Raw genomic sequence first — 20632 nt, 5'->3', positions numbered from 1 at the left:
GCCTGCCGGTGGGGAGTCCGCGACCGACGGACCGAACAGAGGGGGATAAGACCATATCCCAGGAAAAAGCAGTCGATTCCCTACCGGTCGCCATGGACACTCACCGCTGAACCGATGCCCGATTTCCGGCAGATGTCCTGCTAATTTGCTCGGGCGGCCGAGGTGGCCCGGCCCCGCAGGGAGGGGGGACCGTGCGAAGCAGCAGCCGGTGCGCCGCCACGGCCGCCCTCTGCTCCGTACTGACCTGCGCCATCGGCCTCCAGGCGTGGTCGACCGCACGGCTGGGCGGCTTCGACCTGGGGATCTTCGACCAGGGCATCCGCGACTACGCCCGGCTGCGGCTGCCGCACTCCGCCATCAAGAACTCCCACCATGGCTTCCCGGCGGGCTTCTCACTGCTCGGTGACCACTTCTCACCGGTCCTGGCGCTGCTGGCCCCGCTGTACTGGGTGTGGAACGACCCCCGGGTGCTGATCCTGGCCCAGTCCGCGCTGTTCGCCACCGGGGTGCCCCTGGTCCGGCGGATCGCGGCCCGCTGCTTCGCGGGGGCGTCCCCCCGGGCCGTCGACTGCGCCGGGGTGGTCTACGCGCTGGGCTGGCCGCTGTGCACCAGCGCCGCCGCCGGGTTCCACGAGGTGGCCTTCGCGGTGCCGCTGACCCTGCTGCTGCTGGAGCGCGGCCAGGCCCGCCGGTACGGCGCCGTGGCGGGCTGCGCGGCGCTGCTGGCCTGCACCAAGGAGGACCTGGGGCTGCTGGTCGGCGGCTACGGCCTGGTGCTCGCCGTACGGGCGCGCCGGGCCGGGGACCGGGCGGGGGTCGGCAGCGGGCTGGCGCTGCTGGTGGCGGGCCCGGCCGCCTCGGCGCTGACCATCGGCCGGCTGCTCCCGGCGATGGGCGGGGTGCCGGGCTACTACTGGAGCTACGGCGCCCTGGGCCCCGACGCGGGCTCGGCGCTGACCCGGATCGCCACCGACCCGGCGGCCCTGCTGCACACAGCCACCACCCCGCTGGTCAAACCGGCGCTGCTGCTCTGGCTGTTCGGCACCTTGCTGCTGCTGCCGCTGGGCTCGCTGACCAGCCTGCTCGCCGTACCGCTGCTGGCCGAGCGGCTGCTGTCGGACAATCCCAACCACTGGCCGGTCACCCACCACTACGACGCGTTCCTCTGGCCGGTGCTGCTGGTCGCCGCCATCGAGACCCTGGGCCGGCTGCACCGCGCCGGCCGGCTCGGCAGGCTGACGGCGCGTCGGCTCGGCACCGGCGCGGCCCTGGGCAACCTCGCCGTGTTCTGCTGCTTCGGCCTGTACGGGCTGGCGAACCCGGGGCTCTGGGTGCCCTCGCCGGACCAGCGGGCGCTGCTGCACGCCGCCGCGCTGATCCCGACCGGTGCCTCGGTGGAGGCCGACAACGACATCGCCCCGCACCTGACCGCGCGCACCCGGGTCGTCCTCGTGGACGGCGTCCCGCGCGGATGCGGCTACGTCCTGCTGCGCGACCGCGTCCGGGCCTTCCCCTTCGCCACCGCCGGGCAGCAGCGGCAGCGGGTCCGGCTGCTGCTCGCCCACGGCTACCGGGTGGTGTGGCGCGGCAGCGGCGTGGTGCTGCTGCGCCGGACGACCCGGCAGCCGATCCCCGGCCTGCGCCGCCCCGGCGCCGTACCGACCCGGGACAGCCCGCCGCCGGACGTCGGCGGCAACCTCTTCCGGGGCTGACCGGCTCAGCCGCCGAGCACCGCCCGCATCACCTCGCGCGCGACGGGCGCGGCCAGCCCGCCGCCGCTGATGTCGGCGCGGCGGGCCTCGCTGTCCTCGACGACCACCGCCACCGCGACCTTCGCCACCGCCCCCGGCGGCCCGGCGTAGCCGATGAACCAGGCGTACGGCGTGCCGCTGTTGGCCACGCCGTTCTGCGCGGTGCCGGTCTTGCCGCCGACCACGGCGCCGGGGATCGCCGCGTTGCCGCCGGTGCCCCGGGTGACGACGTCCTCCATCATCGACCGCAGCTCGGCGGCGACCTGCGGGTCGACGGCCTGCCGGTAGACCTGCTCACCGATCAGCGAGACCACCGTGCCGTCGGCCTTGGTGAGCCGGTCCACCAGCCGGGGCCGCAGCACGGTGCCGCCGTTGGCGACGCCCGCCGCGACCAGCGCCATCTGGAGCGGGGTGGCCCGGGTGTCGTACTGGCCGATCGCGGAGAGGGCCAGCTGCGCCCGGTCCATCCGGGTGTCGAAGACGCTGCGGGTGACGCCGACCGGCACGGTGAGGCCGCCGTCGTTGAAGCCGAACGCCTCGGCGGCGCGGACCATGCGGTCGAGGCCCAGGTCGTCGGCCAGCTTGGCGTAGACGGTGTTGCAGGACACCGCCAGGGCGACCCGCAGGGTGGCGTCGGCGCAGCCGGGGGCCTCATTGGTGAGGTCGCGGCTGGAGCCGGGCAGCGGGTACGGGTCGGGGCTGTCCGTCGGGGTGTCCGGGTCGGGGTAGATCCCGGCCGTCAGCCCGGCGGCCGCCGTGACCACCTTGAAGGTGGAGCCGGGCGGATAGGTCTGCCGCAGCGCCCGGTTGAGCATCGGTTGCAGCGGGTCGGCCTGGAGCGCCGCCCACGCCGTACGGTCGGCGGCGCCCGACCCGGCGAAGCTCCCGGGGTCGTACGAAGGCGTGCTGACCAGCGCCAGGACGCGGCCGGTGGCCGGTTCGACGGCGGCCACCGCGCCGCGCTTGCCGCCCATCGCCCGGTAGGCGGCCTGCTGCGCGGCCCGGTCGATGGTGGTGACCACGTCGCCGCCGCGCTGCGGGGTACGGGTCAGGGCGACCCAGGGCGCGAAGCCGGCCAGCCGGGGGTCGCTGCCGGAGAGCAGGCCGTCCTCCACACCCTCCAGCAGCGTGTTGCCGTAGAGCTGCGAGGAGTAGCCGGTGACGGCGGCGTACAGCGGGCCGTCGGTGTAGGTGCGCCGGTACTTCAGCATCCCGCCGGTGGCCCGCGACCCGGTGATCTTCCGCCCGTCCACCAGGATGGCGCCGCGCGGCCGGGCGTAGCGGGCGATGGCCTGCCTGCGGTTGGCCGGGTTGTCGTCGTACGCCGGGGCCCGCACCACCTGCACCAGGGACGCCTGCACCAGCAGCGCCACGATCAGCAGCAGGCAGAAGGTGCCCGCGCGGCGACCGGTGCCGGCCATCCCCGGGCGGGCGCGCGGCGGCGGGCTCACCGCCGCACCGCCGGGGCGGGCCGCCGGGCGCCGTCGCTCATCCGGACCAGCAGCGCCACCATCGCCCAGTTGGTGACCACCGAGGAGCCGCCCTGGGCCAGGAAGGGCATGGTCATCCCGGTCAGCGGGATGAGGTCCAGCACGCCCCCGGCCACCACGAAGACCTGGAGCGCGATAATGCTCGCCAGGCCGATCGCCAGCAGTCGGCCGAACGGGTCGCGCAGCACGATGCCGGTCCGGAAGCCCCGACCGACCAGCACCGCGTAGAGCAGCAGCAGCGCCGTCAGCCCGGCCAGCCCCAGTTCCTCGCCGACGGTCGCCAGGATGAAGTCCGACTTGGCCGCGAAGCCGATCAGGATGGAGTGCCCCTGGCCGAGGCCCGTCCCCAGCAGGCCGCCCGCCGCGAAGGCGAACAGCGACTGGGCGAGCTGGCCCGCGCCCTGACCGGCCTCGATGGACGCCATCGGGTGCAGCCAGTCCTCCACCCGGCCGTGCACATGCGGCTCCAGCCAGCCCACCGCCAGCGCGGCCACCGCCGACAGCAGCAGGCCGATGGCGATCCAGCCGCTGCGGGCGGTGGCGACGTACAGCAGGACCACGAAGAGGCCGAAGAACAGCAGCGACGTGCCCAGGTCGGTCTCCAGCACCAGCACCAGCACAAACGCCACCCACATCAGCAGCACCGGGCCCAGCACCCGGCCGCTGGGCAGCTGCCAGCGCCAGATCCGGCGGCCGGTCAGCGCCAGCGCGTCCCGGTGCACCGCCAGGTACGCGGCGAAGAAGACCGCCAGCAGCACCTTGGCGAACTCGCCCGGCTGGATGGAGAACGCGCCGACCGTGATCCAGATGTGCGCCCCGTACACGGCCGGGAAGAACCCCGGCAGGATCAGCAGCACCAGCGCCCCCAGCGCGCTGATCCAGGCGTAGCGCTGGAGCACCTTGTGGTCGCGCACCGCCAGCAGCACCCCGATGAAGAGGGCCACCCCGATGGCCGACCAGAGCAGTTGGGTGGGGGCGGCCTGGCTGGACGGGGTCGCCCGGTCCAGCCGGTAGATGACGACCAGTCCGACGCCGTTGAGCAGCACCGCGATCGGCAGCAGCAGCGGGTCCGCGTAGGGGGCGCGCCAGCGGACGGTGGCGTGGGCCAGCAGCGCCGGCACCCCCAGCGCCGCCCCGTAGCCACCGGCGCCCTGGGGCACCACCCCGTCGACGGCCGCACCCACGTCGACATATCCGAACACGGACACGCCGACCGCGCCGATCAGCAGCAGCAGTTCGGTGTTGCGCCGGGTCGGGACGCGGTCGTCCGGTGGGGCCATGGACGCCTCTCGGTCGGTACGGGGGCGTCCGCCGCCTGCGGCGCTGGTCAGCGCGCCCGCAGGGGCCACTCTAGACAGTCATGTACTTATTGTCCGATCTTGTACGCCTCCTGGGTCAGGCGGGTGCCTCACTTCCCCGGCCCGCCAGCGCCACCGCCACCCACACCGCCGCCGCCGCGAAGACCGCCGCGCCCAGCAGCGGCAGCACCGGCTGCCCCAGCCGCCCGGTGGACGCACCGGCGACCAGCGCCCGGATCGCGGCGTTCGCCGGGGAGCCGGTGGCGACCAGCAGCGCCACCGACAGGCCCAGCGACAGCGGAATCCCGTACGCCGGACTCCGCAGCACCGGCCGGTTGCACAGCGCCCCCGCCCCGAGCCCCGTCAGCACCGCCGCCAGCGATCCCAGCACCCCCGCCACCAGCACCGGGCCCGCCCCGACCGGCCGCCCGCCCGAAGCCGGCGGCCCGCCCAGCAGCCACACCCCGGCGATCCCGAGCACCGCCAGCACCACGCCCGCGACCAGCGCCGCCAGCAGCTGCGCCAACTGCACCCGGCGCGGCCCCACCACCGCCGCCACACACGCCCGCGCCGCCGCCGGCTCGGCCGTCAGACAGCAGCGCGCGTACCAGGCCGTGACCGGCACCAGCAGCGCCGCCCCGAAACCCAGCGAGTCCAGCACCGGCTGGCCGGACTCCACCCCGATCCCCATCACCAGCGCGTACACCAGGAACGGCGGCAGCCAGCGCCGCGACCGGACCAGGAACTCCAGCTCGTACCGCAGCAGCGCCCTCACTCCGGCACCCCCGGCGGGCGCACCGAGCGGATGTGCACGGGCGGTTGCAACGCCAGCAACCGGCGCAGCAGCGCGTCGCCGTACCCCGCCGCGACCTCCAGCCGCACCCCGCCCGGGACCGGCGAGCGCACCGGGGCGCCCGGCAGCCGCTCCGGCAACCGCGCGTCGGCGGCCAACTCCACCTCCACCACCGCCATCGGCCCGCCGACGACCGCCGCCGCCTGCTCCCCGGACTCCTCCACCGCCCCGGCCCGCACCCGATAGCCGCAGCTCACCACCCCGGCCAGCCGACCCGGGTCGTGGTCCACGAACACCACCGTGCCCCCGGCCTCAGCCCGCTCCGCCGCCGCCGAGTCCAGCAGCGCCCGCGCGGCCTGGTCGAGCCCGGTCCACGCCTCGTCCAGCAGCAGCAGATCCGGCTCGGCCAGCAGCGCCTGGGCCACCGCGACCTTCTGACACGTCCCCTTCGACAACTGGTGCATGGGGGTGCCCGACCGATCACCGATCCCGAACCGCTCCAGCCACAGCCCGGCCCGCCGCACCGCCTCCGCCCGACTCAGCCCCTGGATCATCCCGAGATGCCGCAGATACCCCTCAGCGTCGAACGGCAGCGCCGGCGGAAAACGCTCCGGCACATACGCCGCCCGCCCCCGCCCACCGATCCGCCCCCGGCTCGGCGCCTCAAGCCCGGCGATCAAGCGGAGCAGCGTCGACTTCCCACTCCCGTTCGCCCCCTCGACCCGCACCAGCGCACCCGGCTCCAGCTCCAGCTCCAGATCCACCCCACGCAGAACCCACGGCCCCCCACGCCGATACCGCTTCCCGACCCCCTCCAGCCTCACACCCACCCCCAACGCCCCACCCCACCCCGGAAGTTCCCCCCGACCTCACCACCCCACCAACAGCCACCAACCCGCACCAACCCACCAACACCAACCACGCACGGACCTCCCTCCCCCACCGGGCGGAAGGGTGGCGGACGGGGAGGGGTGGGGGTCCCGGGCACTCTCCCTCCTTGCCCGCCTTCAGCGAGGAGGGGCCCATGGATCGACGTGGAGCGCCGACCGCGAGGAACGAGTGGTCGGCAGGCCGACAAGACCGGACGCCCGGGACCCCCACCCCGGACCGGCCGACACCCGCACCCACCCACACACCCCCACCCACCCCCACCCACGCCCCACCACGCCCCGCTTAAGCTCACCTCATGAGCACGCCCCCCGACCCGCCCACCCTCCTGGACCAGGTGCTCGGCAGCGTGATCTACGCCCCGGACGACACCCTCGACGACGCCGTCGACGCGGGAGCCTCCGCCCTCGCCGCCACCGGGCCCCGCTGGCCGGCCGTGAGCACCGCCCTCCTCGCCGCCGCCGACCAGCGCCTCCGCCGCGCCTGGGAACACGGCTGGCAACCCACCGACCTGGCCCGCATGGTGCGCCGCGACCTCACCCCGACCCACCTCGCCCTGGCCACCGACCTGATCGCCGCCGAGTCCCGCCGCTACGCCGAGCCCGACCTCTCCCCCCGCTGGACCGCCCAACTGCGCGAACTGGACGCCACCGTCCACTGGCAGGGCGACGACACCCACCTCACCCAGTTCGCCGCCCGCCACCGCCTGGACCGCTTCGGCACGGCCGGCTGCGCCCTGGAACTGCTCCGCCTGATCGCCCGCCTCCCCCGCATCACCCCGATCGCCCCACCCCCGCCCACCCACCCAACCCGCACCAAAACCAAAACCAAACCCACCGCACCCACCACCCCCACCCCCACCCACTCCCCCGCCGCGCCCCGCATCCTCAGCCGGGTCCGCGCCCTGCTGGCCAAGGCCGAAGCCACCTCCTTCCCCGACGAAGCCGAGGCCCTGACCGCCAAGGCCCAGCAACTGGTGGCCCGCTACAGCATCGACGAAGCCCTGCTCGCCGCCGGCCCCGACGGCGCCCCCGCCGACGGCCCCGGCGCCTGCCGGATCGGCGTCGAGGAGCCGTACGCCGCCGCCAAGGCCGTACTGCTCGACGCCGTCGCCACCGCCAACCGCTGCCGCAGCGTCTGGTCCAGCGACCTGGGCTTCAGCACCGTCGTGGGGTACGAACCCGACCTGGCCGCCGTCGAACTGCTGCACACCTCGCTGCTCGTCCAGGCCACCACCGCCATGAACCGCGCCGCCGACCAGCACCACCTGCGCGGCCGCTCCCGCCGCACCCGCGACTTCCGCCAGACCTTCCTGGTGGCCTTCGCCGGCCGCATCCGGGAACGCCTCACCGCCGCCGCCCACGAAGCAGCCGCCGAAGCCGCCGACGCCGACCAGAACCCCGACCCCACCCGACCAGCCGAGGAAGCCCGGACACCCCGAACAACCGCAGACCGCCTGCTCCCGGTCCTCGCCGCCCGCGAGGTCGCGGTGGACGACGCCACCGACCGGATGTTCCCCGCCACCACGACCAGCAGGCTGCGCGGCCGCGACCTGGCGGGCTGGGAGCACGGCACCGCAGCCGCCGACCGCGCCCACCTGCACCGCCCCGGCCGCCCCAACCCCCCTGACCATCACCTGATGTGACGATCACTACGATCTGCGGGTGATCACCAGACGACGGTCGGCGGCGGGCCTGCTCAGCATGCTGGCCGCCCTAATGATGCTCGGCGCACCTCCCGCGTCCGCCGACGAGACCACCGCCCAGGAACCCGCCAAGGAACCCCCCAAGGTCGAACTCGTCCTCGATGTCAGCGGCTCCATGCGCGCCGCCGACATCGGCGGGCGCAGCCGCATTTCGGTGGCCCAGCAGTCCTTCAACGAGGTGGTGGACGCCCTCCCGGAGGAGACCCAGCTCGGCATACGGGTGCTTGGCGCCACCTACCCGGGGAACGACAAGGCCCGGGGCTGCAAGGACACCCAGCAGATCGTGCCGGTCGGCCACGTCGACCGGGTCGAGGCCAAGACGGCCATCGCCACCCTGCGCCCGACCGGCTTCACCCCGGTCGGCCTGGCGCTCCGCGAGGCCGCCAAGGACCTGGGCACCGGTGAGACGACCCGCAGGATCGTCCTCATCACCGACGGCGAGGACACCTGCGCTCCGCCGGACCCCTGCGAGGTCGCCCGCGAGCTGGCGGCACAGGGCACCCACCTGGTGGTGGACACCCTCGGGCTCACCCTGGACGACAAGGTACGGCGGCAGCTCACCTGCATCGCCGCCGCCACCGGTGGCACGTACACCGCCGTGCAGAGCGGCGACGAGCTGACCGGCCGGATCAAGCAGTTGGTGGACCGGGCCGGCGACACCTACGACCAGACCCCGCAGCAGGTGTCCGGCGCCGACGAGTGCGCCACCGCGCCGCTGCTCTCGCCCGGTGTCTACGCCGACCGCGAGCAGTTCGAGGAGCACCGTTCCTACCGGGTGCCGGTCGCCCCGGGGCAGGAGCTGCGGGCCTCCGTCAGCGTCGCCCTGGACCGCACCCTGAACAAGGACTACGGCGTGCTGCTGCGCGCGATCACCACCGACGGCCGGGAGCTGGTACGCGGCACCGACGCGGGCAGCGGCCGTACGGACGTCCTCTCCACCGGCCTGCGCTGGTCCCCGGAAATCCCGGCGACCACCGACTCCGCCGACCTCACAAACCCCACCGACAGCACCGACAGCACCGACAGCACCGACCCGGCACCCCAGACCGAGGACCCGGCAACCCAGGACACCGTCTGCCTGGTCGTCAGCAACTCCTTCAGCGCCCCGGCCTCCGTCCAGCGCACCCCGGGCCTGCCGGTGGAGCTGACCGTCGACGTCGTCGCCGCCTCCCCCTCCCCCAGCGGACCCGACCTCGGGCGCGGCTGGGTCCTGCTGGCCGTCCTGGGCCTCGCGGGCCTGCTCACCGGCCTGATCACCGGCTGGCTGAACCGCTGGCGAATCGTCCGCAGGGAGAACTGACGATGCGTACCGCACCCCGCTCCACCCGAACGACGACCGCCAGGGCCGTGGCAACCGCAGCCGCCCTGCTCCCCCTCACCGGCGCCGCCCTGCTGCTGGCCGCATCCGCCACCCCGGCGGCGGCCGACAGCGCCTCGCCGAGCCCGTCCGACACCGGCGCGAGCTCGACCGCCCCCGTCACCAGGGCCGGCACCTCCTTCCTGACCGCCACCACGGTGCAGCCCGGCCAGCAGGTGCAGTTGTCGGCCTCGACCGGCGACTACCTGTACTGGTCGTTCGCCGCGTCCGCCGGGCAGACCGACAGCGTGGCCGTCACGGTCACCCTGCCGCCGTCCGCGAACCGGCACGGCGCCGCCACCTGGACCGTCGACGTCTTCGACGGGCTGCGCCGCCGCCAGGCGTGCACCACCGGCGCGCAGACCGCGACGGCCGCCGCCGAGGACACCACCCTGGCGCTCGGCTGCACGCTGCGGCAGGTGCGGTCCTGGGCCGAGCCGTGGTCCGGGGACCCGCTGCCGGGCACGTACTACGTACGCCTGTCGGTGACCGACCTGCCGGAGACCGATCTCGGACTTCCCATGCAGGCGGACATGCACATCACCGCCAAGGGCGGTGACGCGGAGCCGGAGGGCGGCGACCTCAAGGCGCCGCTGGTCCCGGCGGTCAACGCCGGGGCGACCCTCGCCCCGGGGGAGGTACCCTCGCCCGTCCCGTCCGCCTCGCCCGGGTCGGGCACTTCCGCCGCCGCGCCGGCCGAGGAGGACGACGGCTGGTTCTCCGGGCTGTCGACCCGCTGGTTCTGGACGGCGGGCGGCGGGGTCCTGGCCGCGCTGCTCGGCGTGGCGGGGTACTCCTTCGCCCGCCACCGGCACCACTGGTTCTCCTGACCGCAGCGCCCGCGCCCTCCTCGCCCACGCCGGGCGGGGAGGGCGCGGGCGTTCCCGTCCGAAGCGCGGCACCGGCCCCGCTGTGCCCATACTTGAAGCCGGACTCTCACCTCAGCAGCCCGCCGCAGCCGACACCGACCGGCAGCCAGCCGCCAGCCGCCAGCCGCCACGAGAGGAGTCGAGCGCATGTGCCGATGGCTCGCCTACTCGGGTTCACCGATCATGCTGGAGGACATCGTCTACAAACCCGCCCACTCGCTGATCGACCAGAGCCTGCACTCCAAACTGGGTGTCGAGACCACCAACGGCGACGGGTTCGGCATCGGCTGGTACGGGCACTACGACACCCCGGCGATCTTCCGGGAGATCGGCCCCGCCTGGAGCAACCGCAACCTGCGCGAGCTGACCACGCACATCCGGTCCCGGATGTTCTTCGCCCACATCAGGGCGTCGACCGGCTCGGCCGTCCAGCAGACCAACTGCCATCCGTTCCGCTCCGGGCGCTGGCTGTGGATGCACAACGGCATGATCGCCGGGTTCTCCGAGGTCCGGCGGGAACTGACCCTCGCCGTCTCCCCGGCGCTGTACTCCTTCATCGAGGGGTCGACCGACTCCGAGCTGATGTTCTTCCTCGCGCTCAGCCTGGGCCTCCAGGACGACCCGCCCCGGGCCGTCGCCCGGATGGTCGGCCTGGTGGAGGAGGTGGGACGCCGCCATGACATCGAGCACCCGGTGCAGCTGACCGTCGCGGTGTGCAACGGCGAGTCGATGTGGGCGTTCCGGTACTCCAGCGAGGGGCGCTCGCGGTCGCTGTTCCGCAGCACCGACATCGAGGGCCTGCGCGCCCTCTACCCGGGCAATCCGACCTTCCGCCGCACCTCCGACGACGCCCGGCTGATCGTCTCCGAGCCGCTGGGCGGCGTACCGGAGGCGTGGAGCGAGGTGCCGGAGTCGAGCTATGTGATCGCCCGCCACGGCCGCAACGAGATCCACCCCTTCGAGCCGATCGCCGCATGACATCTGTCATCCGGCTTCGGTGACGCACCGGCACTGCTCCGATCGGCGGCCGGACGGAAGACTCGTCCCCGGTAAGCCGGACCACAGCTCCGGCGCTCGGACCAGGGGGACGACATGACCACCGCCACCGCCGCCACGACCACCACGGCAGCCGTACCGGCCGCCCTCCCGGTCTGGTTCTTCGGCTTCGAGGGCGTGCTGGCCTCCTCCTTCGACATCTGCAAGGCGTACCCGCAGGCCGGCTGGCTGCTGGGCGCCCTGGCGATCGTCAACCTCACCGTCTCGCTGACCGTGATGCGGACCCGGGTCAAGCTGGCCAAGGCGATGTGGCGCGGCAAGGGCACCCGCAAGGTGGCCGTCGCCCTGGTGGCGCTGCGGCTCGGCGTCCACCTGGTCCTGAACGCCGCCGGGCTGGCCATCGCCTCCGTCACCGGACATCTGCTGCTGGCCGCCGTCATGGGCGTCGTGACGGTGTGGCTGCTCTGGTTCAGCCAGCGCACCGCGCTGCGCACCCTGGCGGCCCGTCAGCGCTGACCGGCCCACCCGGCAGCAGCACCCCCCACCACCGGCCACCACCGGTCACTGAGCCACGGGAGCGGCGGGGGCCACCGGGGTCGTGGGGGCGGCGGGCAGCGCTGCCACGTCCTGGGTGTTCTGCCGGGCGGCCCAGTCCTGCAACGCGGTACGGCAGGCGTGGTCCAGATACCGGAGCCCGGCCAGGTCCAGGGTGACGGGACGGTCCCGGGGCAGCCGCTCCAGGGTGGCGAGCATCCCCGGCAGCCGCAGGAAGGTCGCACTGCCGGAGAGGGTGACCCGGATCGCGGCACCCGGCTCGTCGGCCACCTCCACCTGGAGCTGGGAGGTCTCCCACGCGCACTTGACCACCGCCAGCAGCAGACCGAGCAGCACCCCTTCCAGCAGATCGGTCGCCATGACCGCCGACGCCGTCGCCACCAGCACCGCCGCCTCCCCCCGGTGCTCCCGCCACAGCACGGCCAGCGGCCCGACCGGGACCAGCTTGGCGCCCGCGTGGATCAGCACCCCCGCCAGCGCGGCCAGCGGGATCAGCCCCAGCACGCCGGGCAGCAGCGCCGCGAACAGCAGCAGCCAGCAGCCGTGCAGCACCCGGGACGCCCTGGTCCGCGCCCCGGCCCGGACATTGGCCGAGCTGCGTACGATCACCGCCGTCATCGGCAGCGCGCCCAGCAGCCCGCAGACGGTGTTGCCGATCCCCTGCGCCATCAGCTCCCGGTCGTAGTCGGTACCCGGGCCGTCGTGCAGCCGGTCCACCGCCGCCGCGCTGAACAGGCTCTCCGCCGAGGCGATCAGGGCGAAGGCCAGCACCGTACCGAGCATGCCGAGCCGGGCCGCCCCACCCGCGCCGTCCGCCCAGAGCGGCCGGACCGCCCCCAGCAGCCCATGCACCCCCGCCGTGGGCAGCCGCAGCGGTACGGCGGCCGTCACCACCGACGCCAGCACCACCGCGACCAGCGGCGCGGGCACCAGCCGCAGCCGGGCGGGCAGCCGCTGCCAGAGGACCAGCATCAGCACCGTCCCGGCGGCCATGGCCACCGGCACCAGGGCCGACGGCGTGCCGAGGGTACGGCGGACCAGCGCGGGCAGGCCCGTCAGAACGCCCAGGCCGCCGGGCGCGGGGACGCCCGCCAGGCCGTAGAGCTGCCCGGCGATCAGCACCAGACCGATGCCGGCCAGCATGCCTTGCACCACGGCGACGGAGATCGCCCGGAACCAGCGGCCCAGCCGCAGCGCTCCCATGGCCAACTGGAGCAGCCCGCAGCCCAGCACCAGTACGCCGAGCGCGGGCAGCCCGAACCGGGTGACGGCCTGGTGCACCAGCACGGCCAGGCCCGCCGCCGGGCCGGACACCTGGAGCCGGCTGCCGGGCAGCGGCCCGACGACCAGGCCACCGACGATGCCGGTGACCAACCCCAGTTCGGCGGGCACGCCGGAGGCGACGGCGACGCCGATGCAGAGCGGTACGGCAACGAGGAAGACGACCAGGGAAGCGGCGAGATCCTGCCGTGCGAAGGCAGGCCGGAAGGCGGGGTGACGAGCCATCGGGTCCTCACGGGGGGTGGGTTGGGGTGCGTTGGGGGGCGCTCACGGCGGCGGGCGGGCGCGCGGCCCACCCGGGCGCCGTCAGCAGCGCAGCACCCGCAACCCGACCGGCGCCGCGCACCGGCCCGCGCCCCGCGCCGTACGGGCAGCGGCCCGCCCCGCGCCGGACGGCACCGGCTCACCGTCCCCGGCGCACTCCCCGCACACGGTGGGACCGGCCGCCGCCCGGCACTGCACTGCTTCCCCCGGGCACGCCCGCAACTGCCCGGCCGCCGCCGCACCCGAGCCCCGCCAACCGTGTCCGGGCACCACCCCCGGCGCCGCGAGCAGCAGCACCGCGAACGCCACCAGCACGGCCGCGAACCCCGCCGAAGCGCGGGCGGGCGTCCCACTCCTCATGGCTCCGCCCTCTCCGGCCGCACGGTTCATCCCAAAAGCCATAAGAACACGAATCCCCCATACCACCCCCAAAGGGCACGCGGAACCACGCAACCAACCCCTCACCCACCTCAGCGGCGCGAGAACCCCGCACGGTCCACACCCGCACCCCCACCCCCAGCCCCCAACCCCCGCCCCGACATGGCTCCCCAACCGAGCGCGGGAAGCGCCCCTCACCCCGCCGAGAATCCCCCGTCCACAAAGATCGTCTGCCCGGTCACGTAGTCACACGCCTCCCCGGCCAGGAAGAGAGCAGCCCCCGCGAAGTCCCCCGGCTCCCCGTTCCGCCCGACCATGGTGCGCGCCGCCATGGCCTCCCGCCGCGCCGGGTCCTCGAAGACCGCCCGGGTCAGCGGGGTGCTGACGAAGCCGGGGGCGATCGCGTTCACCCGCACCCCGTACGCCGACCAGGCCTCCGCCTGTGACCTGGTCAGCGCCGCCAGACCGGCCTTGGAGACCCCGTACGCGCCGCTGTTGCCGAAGGCCCGGATCGACTGCTGGGAGGCGATGTGGATGATCCGCCCCCAGCCGCGCCCCGCCATCCCCGGCCCGAACCGCTGGCCGAGCAGGAACGGCGCGTCCAGATTGACGGCCATGGTCAGATCCCAGTCGTGGTCGCTCAGTTCGGCCAGCGGCGGGCGCAGGTTCACCCCGGCGGCGTTGACCAGGATGTCCGGCTCACCGAAGCGTTCGACCAGCCGGTCCGCGACCGCGAGCAGTCCGCCCCGGTCCCCGAGGTCCCCGCTGACCCAGTCCGCCACACAACCGAGCGCCGTCAACTCCGCCGCCGCCCGGCGCAGTCCGTCCTCGCCCCGCGCCACCAGGACCGTCCGCGCCCCCGCCCGGCCCAGCGCCTCCGCGATCCCCCGCCCGATGCCCGAACTGCCGCCGGTCACCACCGCCGTCCGGCCCCGCAGCGAGAAAAGGCCGTCCAGATATCCCGCCATGCCACGCCTCCAGCTCAAGACCCACACCAGCACCACACTCAAGCCACTCTCCCGAACCCCCCACCACCCCGACAAACCACAGCCCACCCGGCCAACCGGCCGCAGACCCGGCCCGCCGGCGCGCTCGGCCGGCAGCGCACAACTGCCCTTGGACCAGCGGCCACCCGCCGCGGCCGGGAGCGGAGCCCGACAACGCATGGATCGCCGCTCACCACCCCGGGCCGGCCCTGCTCGCCGGGCCGATCCGTGACGCGGTCTGCTGCCGGACGACTTCACGGCGCTGGAGGCATGGGCGGTAGGCATCGCCGAGGACGGGGGCTTGCCCCCGCAACACAGAGATCCCGCCCGATCTGATGATCGGGCGGGATCTCGGTCGACCGCTCGGAAGCGGCCGTTGGGTGGAGCTGAGGGGATTCGAACCCCTGACCCCCTCGATGCGAACGAGGTGCGCTACCGGACTGCGCCACAGCCCCAACGAGAAAGAACTCTAGCATCTGTCGGGGGGTGTTCGCGCACGCCCCCGGGCGGGTGGCAGGGCTGTGACCGGGGGTGGATCACTCGTTGGCGGCGCGGGGGCGGGGGTGGTCGACGGCGTCGTCGTCCGGGTCGGCGTACTGGTCGAAGAGCGGGGTACGTCCGCGCTGGGGGGCGGCCGGGGGCGGGGTCGCGGTCCGGCCGGCGCTCCAGGCGTCGGGGGCGTTCAGGTCCAGGCTGCCGGTGCTGCGGGGGGCCACCGGGGCGGTGACGTAGGTGGGCAGCGGGACGGGCACCGGGTCCCAGGAGTCCGGGTCGGCGGAGCGCTCCCGCAGGCCGTCCACCCACTCCTCGTGGTCGGTGGCCTCCACCAGCGCCTGCCGCTCGGCGGTCGGATCGGCGGCCGGGGGCGTCTGCGGCGGCTCGGCGGCGGCGGGGGCCGAGGCGGCCGGGCGCTCGGCGGGGTGCGCCGCGTCGTGCGGGCGGGCCGGGCGGCGGGGCTGGCCGCCGCCCGGCGGGGCCGGTGCCTGCGGACGCGGCCGGGGGCGCGGCGCGGCGGCGGCCGGGGCCGCCTCCTGGCGGCGGCGCTGCCGCTCCCGCTCGTGCAGTCGCTGGGCGGCCTCGGCGGCGCGGCGGCGGTCCAGCTTCACCTCGTACCGCAGCCGCTCCTGGCGGCGCAGCCGGCCGATGTACAGCGAGAGCAGTACGGCGGGCACCAGCGGCGCCCAGAGGAAGGCCAGGCCGCCGACCCCGGCCACGACCGCGCCCAGGGTGAAGGCGAGGAAGAGCAGGGTGACCATGCGGCGGCGACGTGCCAGCAGCCGGGCGCGGCGCTGGGCACCGGCTCGGGCCTCGCGCTCGGCGCGGGTCGGCCGGGCGGGGGCGGGCGGCGCCGGGTGCCGCCCGGCGGCGCGGGGCCGTACGGCACCGGCGGCCGCGAGGGCCGGGGCGGCCTCCTCGGGCACCCCGGCAGCGACACCGGAAGCGACACCGGCGGACACACCGGCCGGCACCCCGGCAGCCACACCGGCGGGCGGGCCGAGCGGGGCATCGGCAGGTAGGCCGGGGGCGCCGTCCGCCTCCCCGGCGGGGGATTCGTCGTTCCGATCGTCCAGGGACCGGGAGATGCGACGCTCCATCGCCGCCCGCCCGGACAGCAGGCGGATGGCGGTGCTGAAGCGTTCCGTCGGGCGCGCTTCGTTGAGCTCGTCCTGCCTGCGGAGCCACATCGGCACCAGGTAGGCAGCCCAGGCCCCTACGATGACCGCGTAGATGAGGCCGCTACTGCTCACGTCTCACACCGTAGGGGTGGTGAGTGGCGGCTGTCGCCAATTACTGCCGGTGTGTCGCACGATCAAGCTGATTCTCCGACTATTTTGTGCACCTGTATGGCGGAATGACGACGTGCCGATACGCTATTGAGACCATTTTCGAACAGGTATTCACTTACGGTGTGTGATCGGCCCGTCCCGCCCGCCAGCGCCCCAGGATGCCGTCCGGCACCTCCTCGGCGGTCAGCGCGTACACCAGGTGGTCCCGCCAGTCGCCGTCGATGTGCAGATAGCGCGGGCGCAGCCCCTCCTCCCGGAACCCCAGCTTCTCCACCACCCGCCGGCTCGGGATGTTCTCCGGGCGGATGCACACCTCCACCCGGTGCAGGCCGAGCACCGAGAAGCAGTGGTCGGTGGCGAGGGCGACGGCGGTGGGCATGATGCCCCGGCCGGCCACCGCCTCGTCGATCCAGTAGCCGATGTTGGCCGAGCACATCGAGCCCCAGGTGATGCCGCCGACGGTCAGCTGGCCGACCAGCCGGTCCCGGTAGGTGACCACGAACGGCAGCATCCGGCCGGCCGACGCCTCCGACCGCAGATAGCGGACCATCTGGCGGAACGTCGGCCGCGGACCCGCCAGCCGCCCCGGCGGGGGCGGCGGCACGGTGGCCTCCCAACGCCGCAGCCATTCGCGGTTGCGGATGCTGACCTCCCGCCAGGCGCCCTGGTCACGGGCTTTTATCGGCCGCAGGCCGATCTCCCCCTCGGTGAGGGTCACGGGCCAGACGGCGTTCAGCGGGTGCTCCGGTGCTGCGGTTCGGGATGCTGCGGCGGTTCGGGTTGGTGCTGCGGTTCGGGGTCGTGGTCGCCGCCGCGCACCTGGTCCACGGCGTGGGCGAGCAGCGGCGCCAGGACGGCCAGGCCGTCCCGTACGCCGCCGGTGGAGCCGGGCAGGTTGACGATCAGCGTGCGCCCGGCCAGGCCGGACAGCCCGCGGGACAGGGCGGCGGCCGGGACCTTGGCCGACCCGTACGCCCGGACGGCCTCGGCGATGCCCGGCACCGGCCGGTCGATCACCCGGGCGGTCATCTCGGGGGTGAGGTCGGTGGGCGAGATGCCGGTGCCGCCGGTGGTCAGTACGACGTCGTAACCCGCCGCGACGGCCTCGCGCAGCACCGCCTCCACCTGCTCGCCGTCCGGCACCACCCGGGGGCCGTCCACGGCGAAGCCCAGCGCGGCCAGCCCCTCGACCAGCAGCGGACCGCCCCGGTCGGCGTAGACGCCCGCCGAAGCGCGGTTGGAGACGGTGACGGCGAGCGCCCGGCGGCCGGGCTCCGGGTGACCGGTGTTCACCGGGCGCCCGCCCGGTGCCAGTCGCCGCTCCTGCCGCCGGTCTTCGCCTCGACCCGGATGGAGTCGATCACCGCGCCCTTGTCCACCGCCTTGACCATGTCGACCACGGTCAGCCCGGCGACCGCGACGGCGGTGAGGGCCTCCATCTCGACCCCGGTGCGGTCGGCGGTCCGTACGGTCGCGGTGATCTCCACCGCGTCGTCGGTGACGGCCAACTCCACCTCGACCCCGGAGACGGCGATCGGGTGGCAGAGCGGGATCAGCTCGGGGGTGCGCTTGGCGCCCATGATCCCGGCGATCCTGGCCACCGACAGGGCGTCACCCTTGGGCAGGCCCTCGCCGCGCAGCAGCTCCACCACGCGCGGGGAGACCAGCACCCGGCCGGACGCCCTGGCGGTCCGCACGGTGGCGGACTTCGCCGAGACGTCGACCATGCGGGCCGCCCCCGTCTCGTCGAGATGGGTGAGGCGGTCGGCCGGTGCGCCGTCCGGTGGGTTCGAGGTCACGTGCTCTCCAGGTGCCCGGTGCTGCTGGTCGAAGGTGCTGGGTGCCGGCGCTACGGTACCGGGCCGGCCACACCTCAGCTCGCGGGCGGTTCCTCCAGCAGCACCACGTCCAGCAGCGCACCCGGCCCGGTGGCGGTGGTCTGCTCGTCCACCACGATCAGGCAGTTGGCCTGGGCCAGCGCACCGACCAGGTGGGAGCCCGCGCCGCCGACCGGCTCCACCGTGCCGAGCCCGCCCCCGCCGTCCACCGGCGACCGGTAGCTGCCGCGCAGAAACTGCCGGCGGCCGGCCGGCGACCGCAGGACATCGGCGCAGACCGCCCGCACCACCCGGCGGTGCACCTGGCGCGCGCCCATCATGGTGCGGATCAGCGGCCGGACGAACAGCTCGAAGGAGATGTAGGCGCTCACCGGGTTGCCCGGCAGCGCCAGCAGCGGCACCCCGGCGCCGGGCCCGATCCGGCCGAAGCCCTGCGGCTTGCCGGGCTGCATCCGCAGCCGCCGGAAGTCCACCCGGCCGAGGCCCGCTCCGGGACCGTCGCCGGACAGCGCCTCCTTGACCACGTCATACGCCCCCACGCTGACCCCGCCACTGGTGACGATCAGGTCGGCGTGGTCGAGCTGCTCCACCAGTACGGCCCGCAGCCGGGCCGCGTCGTCCGGCACGGCGGCGATCCGCTCGACGACCGCGCCCGCCTCCCGGGCGGCGGCGGTGAGGGTGAAGCTGTTGGACTCGGTGATCCGGCCGGGGCCGACCGGCTCGCCCGGCTGCACCAGCTCGCTGCCGGTGGAGAGCACCACCACCCGGGGACGCGGATGGACCCGTACCGCCGCCCGCCCGACGGCCGCCAGCAGCCCGATCCGGGCCGGGTTGAGCACCGCGCCCGCCGTGAGCACCGTCCGGCCGGCCGCCACGTCCTCGCCCCGGCGGCGGATGTGGGCGCCGACCGGGACCGGGCGGTGCACCCGGACCTCAGCCGAGCTGTGCCGCGCCATCCGGTCGGCGGCCGCCCCGGTGCCGCTGCCGCCGTCGGTCCACTCCACCGGCGCGACCGCGTCGGCACCCGGCGGCAGCGGGGCGCCGGTCATGATCCTGGCTGTCCGGCCGGGACCCACCTCGGGCAGCTCGGCCGCCCCGGCGGCGATGTCGCCGACCACGGCCAGCACCGCGGGGTGCTGCCCGGTGGCCCCGCCGGTGTCGGCGCCGCGCAGCGCATAGCCGTCCATGGAGCTGTTGTCGAACGGCGGCAGGTCGACGGCCGCGACCACGTCCTCGGCCAGCAGGCAGTCCTGCGCGTCCAGCAGTGGCAGCTCGACCGGCGGCAGCGGCCGGACGCCCACCAGTACGTCCGCCAGGTGCTCGTCGACCGACCAGCTGCCATCCCCCGTCGGCGCCGCTCCGGTGGTGGAGCCTGTCGCCGTGAACCCCGTCATCGTCCTGCCGCTCCCGTCGCCTGCTGCGCCTTCGGCCCTGCGCACGCCTTGAGGCTTACGCCTTGAGGTTTACGCCTTGAGCTCCGTGCCGACGAAGTCCCGGAGCCAGCTACGGAAATCCGGGCCCAGGTCCTCACGCTCGCACGCCAGCCGGACGATAGCGCGCAGATAGTCCGCCCGGTCACCCGTGTCGTAGCGGCGGCCCTTGAACAGCACGCCGTGGACCGGCCCGCCGCCGGCCTCGCCGCTGGTCGCGAGGGTGCGCAGCGCGTCGGTGAGCTGGATCTCGCCGCCGCGCCCCGGCGCGGTGTTGTGCAGCACGTCGAAGACGGCCGGGTCCAGCACATAGCGGCCGATGACCGCGTAGTTGGAGGGGGCCTCGGCGGTGTCCGGCTTCTCGACCAGGTCGGTGACCTGGACGACCTCGCCGTCCTTGCCCGAGCCCTGCCAATCTATCGGCTTCACGGCGGCGCAGCCGTAGAGATGGATCTGCGCCGGGTCGACCTCGATCAGGGCGACCACCGAGCCGCCGAGGGCCTGCTGCACCTCGATCATGCGGGAGAGCAGCGGGTCGCGCGGGTCGATCAGGTCGTCACCGAGCAGCACCGCGAACGGCTGCCCGGCCACATGCTGCTCGGCGCAGAGGACGGCGTGCCCGAGGCCCTTGGGGTCGCCCTGCCGGACGTAGTGGATGGACGCCAGGGCGCTGGACTCGCGGACCCGCTGCAACTTGGCCTCGTCGCCCTTGGCGGTGAGCTGCTCCTCGAGCTCGTAGTTGCGGTCGAAGTGGTCTTCCAGCGCTCGCTTGTTGCGCCCGGTGACCATCAGCACGTCCGACAGACCGGCGGCGGCGGCCTCCTCCACCACGTACTGGATGGCGGGTTTGTCCACCACCGGCAGCATTTCCTTGGGGGTGGCCTTGGTGGCGGGGAGGAAGCGGGTACCGAGACCGGCGGCGGGCACTACGGCCTTGGTGATGTGAGGACGGGCGTTGGTCATGCC

At 74.5% G+C, this 20632-nt stretch carries 19 protein-coding genes and 1 tRNA gene; 6 read left to right on the top strand and 14 right to left on the bottom strand.

Annotated features, from left to right (window positions below):
• The first annotated feature begins 191 nt into the window (after positions 1 to 191).
• Positions 192 to 1712: a DUF2079 domain-containing protein gene (locus ACIQGZ_RS04645; protein ID WP_402599337.1), complete on the top strand. Its 1521-nt coding sequence runs from the start codon at positions 192 to 194 to the stop codon at positions 1710 to 1712.
• A 5-nt stretch (positions 1713 to 1717) separates the two neighbouring features.
• Here the strand turns inward: ACIQGZ_RS04645 and ACIQGZ_RS04640 are convergent, their stop codons facing one another.
• The 4 genes from ACIQGZ_RS04640 to ACIQGZ_RS04625 form a co-directional block, all read right to left on the bottom strand.
• Positions 1718 to 3172, bottom strand: coding sequence for a penicillin-binding transpeptidase domain-containing protein (locus tag ACIQGZ_RS04640; RefSeq protein ID WP_402599981.1), 1455 nt, complete (start codon positions 3170 to 3172; stop codon positions 1718 to 1720).
• Positions 3173 to 3198: 26 nt separating this feature from the next.
• Positions 3199 to 4521, bottom strand: a complete 1323-nt coding sequence (locus tag ACIQGZ_RS04635) for an FtsW/RodA/SpoVE family cell cycle protein (protein ID WP_402599336.1) — start codon at positions 4519 to 4521, stop codon at positions 3199 to 3201.
• A 115-nt stretch (positions 4522 to 4636) separates the two neighbouring features.
• Positions 4637 to 5314: an ABC transporter gene (locus ACIQGZ_RS04630; protein ID WP_402599334.1), complete on the bottom strand. Its 678-nt coding sequence runs from the start codon at positions 5312 to 5314 to the stop codon at positions 4637 to 4639.
• On the bottom strand, positions 5311 to 6156 hold the full coding sequence (locus tag ACIQGZ_RS04625; protein ID WP_402599980.1) for an ATP-binding cassette domain-containing protein: 846 nt from the start codon (positions 6154 to 6156) through the stop codon (positions 5311 to 5313). Before ACIQGZ_RS04625 ends, ACIQGZ_RS04630 begins: the two co-directional genes overlap by 4 nt.
• Before the next feature lie 362 nt (positions 6157 to 6518).
• Here ACIQGZ_RS04625 and ACIQGZ_RS04620 point away from each other — a divergent pair, with 362 nt between their 5' ends.
• The 5 genes from ACIQGZ_RS04620 to ACIQGZ_RS04600 all read left to right on the top strand — a co-directional run bounded on the left by ACIQGZ_RS04620 (position 6519) and on the right by ACIQGZ_RS04600 (position 11663).
• Positions 6519 to 7865 carry a DUF2786 domain-containing protein gene (locus ACIQGZ_RS04620; protein ID WP_402599333.1) on the top strand — a complete coding sequence of 449 codons (1347 nt, stop codon included), beginning with the start codon at positions 6519 to 6521 and terminating at the stop codon, positions 7863 to 7865.
• 19 nt (positions 7866 to 7884) lie between these two features.
• On the top strand, positions 7885 to 9225 hold the full coding sequence (locus ACIQGZ_RS04615; RefSeq protein WP_402599332.1) for a VWA domain-containing protein: 1341 nt from the start codon (positions 7885 to 7887) through the stop codon (positions 9223 to 9225).
• Between the two features lie 2 nt (positions 9226 to 9227).
• Positions 9228 to 10112, top strand: a complete 885-nt coding sequence (locus tag ACIQGZ_RS04610; RefSeq protein ID WP_402599331.1) for a peptidase — start codon at positions 9228 to 9230, stop codon at positions 10110 to 10112.
• 186 nt (positions 10113 to 10298) lie between these two features.
• Positions 10299 to 11129 carry a class II glutamine amidotransferase gene (locus ACIQGZ_RS04605; protein WP_402599330.1) on the top strand — a complete coding sequence of 277 codons (831 nt, stop codon included), beginning with the start codon at positions 10299 to 10301 and terminating at the stop codon, positions 11127 to 11129.
• Between the two features lie 114 nt (positions 11130 to 11243).
• Complete coding sequence (locus ACIQGZ_RS04600; protein WP_402599329.1) at positions 11244 to 11663, top strand: hypothetical protein; 420 nt, start codon at positions 11244 to 11246, stop codon at positions 11661 to 11663.
• A 45-nt stretch (positions 11664 to 11708) separates the two neighbouring features.
• Here ACIQGZ_RS04600 and ACIQGZ_RS04595 read toward each other — a convergent pair whose 3' ends face one another.
• From ACIQGZ_RS04595 to galU, 10 genes are all read right to left on the bottom strand, one after another.
• The gene (locus tag ACIQGZ_RS04595) at positions 11709 to 13208 is read right to left on the bottom strand and encodes a SulP family inorganic anion transporter (protein WP_402599328.1); all 1500 of its coding nucleotides are present in this window, start codon (positions 13206 to 13208) and stop codon (positions 11709 to 11711) included.
• A gap of 81 nt (positions 13209 to 13289) precedes the next feature.
• Positions 13290 to 13607 carry a hypothetical protein gene (locus tag ACIQGZ_RS04590; protein WP_402599327.1) on the bottom strand — a complete coding sequence of 106 codons (318 nt, stop codon included), beginning with the start codon at positions 13605 to 13607 and terminating at the stop codon, positions 13290 to 13292.
• A gap of 212 nt (positions 13608 to 13819) precedes the next feature.
• Complete coding sequence (locus ACIQGZ_RS04585; RefSeq protein ID WP_402599326.1) at positions 13820 to 14593, bottom strand: SDR family NAD(P)-dependent oxidoreductase; 774 nt, start codon at positions 14591 to 14593, stop codon at positions 13820 to 13822.
• A 399-nt stretch (positions 14594 to 14992) separates the two neighbouring features.
• A tRNA-Ala gene (locus tag ACIQGZ_RS04580) sits at positions 14993 to 15066 on the bottom strand.
• An 81-nt stretch (positions 15067 to 15147) separates the two neighbouring features.
• Entirely contained in the window at positions 15148 to 16359 is a 1212-nt protein-coding gene (glpR, locus tag ACIQGZ_RS04575; protein WP_402599324.1) for a gephyrin-like molybdotransferase receptor GlpR, read from the bottom strand.
• Between the two features lie 154 nt (positions 16360 to 16513).
• Entirely contained in the window at positions 16514 to 17116 is a 603-nt protein-coding gene (locus ACIQGZ_RS04570; RefSeq protein ID WP_402599323.1) for a GNAT family N-acetyltransferase, read from the bottom strand.
• A gap of 14 nt (positions 17117 to 17130) precedes the next feature.
• Complete coding sequence (locus ACIQGZ_RS04565) at positions 17131 to 17691, bottom strand: molybdenum cofactor biosynthesis protein B (RefSeq protein WP_402599322.1); 561 nt, start codon at positions 17689 to 17691, stop codon at positions 17131 to 17133.
• Entirely contained in the window at positions 17688 to 18125 is a 438-nt protein-coding gene (moaC, locus tag ACIQGZ_RS04560; protein ID WP_402599979.1) for a cyclic pyranopterin monophosphate synthase MoaC, read from the bottom strand. Before moaC ends, ACIQGZ_RS04565 begins: the two co-directional genes overlap by 4 nt.
• Before the next feature lie 146 nt (positions 18126 to 18271).
• Complete coding sequence (glp, locus tag ACIQGZ_RS04555) at positions 18272 to 19630, bottom strand: gephyrin-like molybdotransferase Glp (RefSeq protein WP_402599321.1); 1359 nt, start codon at positions 19628 to 19630, stop codon at positions 18272 to 18274.
• Positions 19631 to 19699: 69 nt separating this feature from the next.
• Positions 19700 to 20629 carry a UTP--glucose-1-phosphate uridylyltransferase GalU gene (gene galU / locus ACIQGZ_RS04550; protein WP_402599319.1) on the bottom strand — a complete coding sequence of 310 codons (930 nt, stop codon included), beginning with the start codon at positions 20627 to 20629 and terminating at the stop codon, positions 19700 to 19702.
• Positions 20630 to 20632 lie beyond the last annotated feature (3 nt).

Source organism: Streptomyces sp. NPDC092296, assembly GCF_044755465.1.
Classification (GTDB): Bacteria; Actinomycetota; Actinomycetes; order Streptomycetales; family Streptomycetaceae; genus Peterkaempfera.
Note: the sequence above shows the minus strand (reverse complement) of the source record. Positions and strands in the feature narration are given on the sequence as shown.

Coding starts and splice junctions, on each gene's coding strand:
- ACIQGZ_RS04595 (WP_402599328.1), bottom strand. CDS start 13,208: ATGGCTCGTCACCCCGCCTTCCGGCCTGCCTTCGCACGGCAGGATCTC.
- galU (WP_402599319.1), bottom strand. CDS start 20,629: ATGACCAACGCCCGTCCTCACATCACCAAGGCCGTAGTGCCCGCCGCC.
- ACIQGZ_RS04600 (WP_402599329.1), top strand. CDS start 11,244: ATGACCACCGCCACCGCCGCCACGACCACCACGGCAGCCGTACCGGCC.
- ACIQGZ_RS04605 (WP_402599330.1), top strand. CDS start 10,299: ATGTGCCGATGGCTCGCCTACTCGGGTTCACCGATCATGCTGGAGGAC.
- moaC (WP_402599979.1), bottom strand. CDS start 18,125: ATGGTCGACGTCTCGGCGAAGTCCGCCACCGTGCGGACCGCCAGGGCG.
- ACIQGZ_RS04640 (WP_402599981.1), bottom strand. CDS start 3,172: ATGGCCGGCACCGGTCGCCGCGCGGGCACCTTCTGCCTGCTGCTGATC.
- ACIQGZ_RS04585 (WP_402599326.1), bottom strand. CDS start 14,593: ATGGCGGGATATCTGGACGGCCTTTTCTCGCTGCGGGGCCGGACGGCG.
- ACIQGZ_RS04610 (WP_402599331.1), top strand. CDS start 9,228: ATGCGTACCGCACCCCGCTCCACCCGAACGACGACCGCCAGGGCCGTG.
- ACIQGZ_RS04590 (WP_402599327.1), bottom strand. CDS start 13,607: ATGAGGAGTGGGACGCCCGCCCGCGCTTCGGCGGGGTTCGCGGCCGTG.
- glp (WP_402599321.1), bottom strand. CDS start 19,630: ATGACGGGGTTCACGGCGACAGGCTCCACCACCGGAGCGGCGCCGACG.
- ACIQGZ_RS04620 (WP_402599333.1), top strand. CDS start 6,519: ATGAGCACGCCCCCCGACCCGCCCACCCTCCTGGACCAGGTGCTCGGC.
- ACIQGZ_RS04635 (WP_402599336.1), bottom strand. CDS start 4,521: ATGGCCCCACCGGACGACCGCGTCCCGACCCGGCGCAACACCGAACTG.